The 468-nt window shown below is 60.5% G+C and carries 1 protein-coding gene; it reads right to left on the bottom strand.

All coding sequences use genetic code 11. The features are described from left to right. Nucleotides 1-468, bottom strand: a 468-nt coding sequence (locus AACR77_RS03295) for an IS1595 family transposase (RefSeq protein ID WP_042879703.1), incomplete at both ends; no start/stop codon positions are given.

Raw genomic sequence — 468 nt, 5'->3', positions numbered from 1 at the left:
CGATTGCGCACGACCTGATGGGTCACTCCCTGCGCTTTGCTGAAACTGGCATACACCCCGGCGCCGTCGCTACACAACACCGCATCTGACGAGACAAGGGGTGTCAAAACAGCTATCACCGTCTCGGCATTCATTTTCTCCAACTGAAAATCCGCATGGTGACCAGCCCGGTCCTGAACCACCATCACCGGGATGTAATCCGGCCCTGTGCCTCGGGTACGGCCTTTGCCCCCACGGTGGCGGGCCGGGCGGGGCAAACCACGTTGCCCTTTAAACGACTCCAAGAAGAAGGTCTCATCAACCTCGACGATACCCCCTTCCCGTGCCGCCTGGTGACTCGCCATGGCTTTCAGGAAGCGGTGACGCCACAAGAAGGCGGTGTTTTTACAGACTCCGCAGCGGACGGCAGCCTGTCGGACGGTCAGACCGTCGATGAGGGCCTGGGCGTAGTCTTCCCAGCATTGTGCC

This window comes from Aeromonas sp. ZOR0002, assembly GCF_963866995.1.
Taxonomy (GTDB): domain Bacteria; phylum Pseudomonadota; class Gammaproteobacteria; order Enterobacterales; family Aeromonadaceae; genus Aeromonas; species Aeromonas caviae.
The sequence above is the reverse complement of the archived record's forward strand: the minus strand, read 5'-3'. Positions and strand labels throughout refer to the sequence as shown.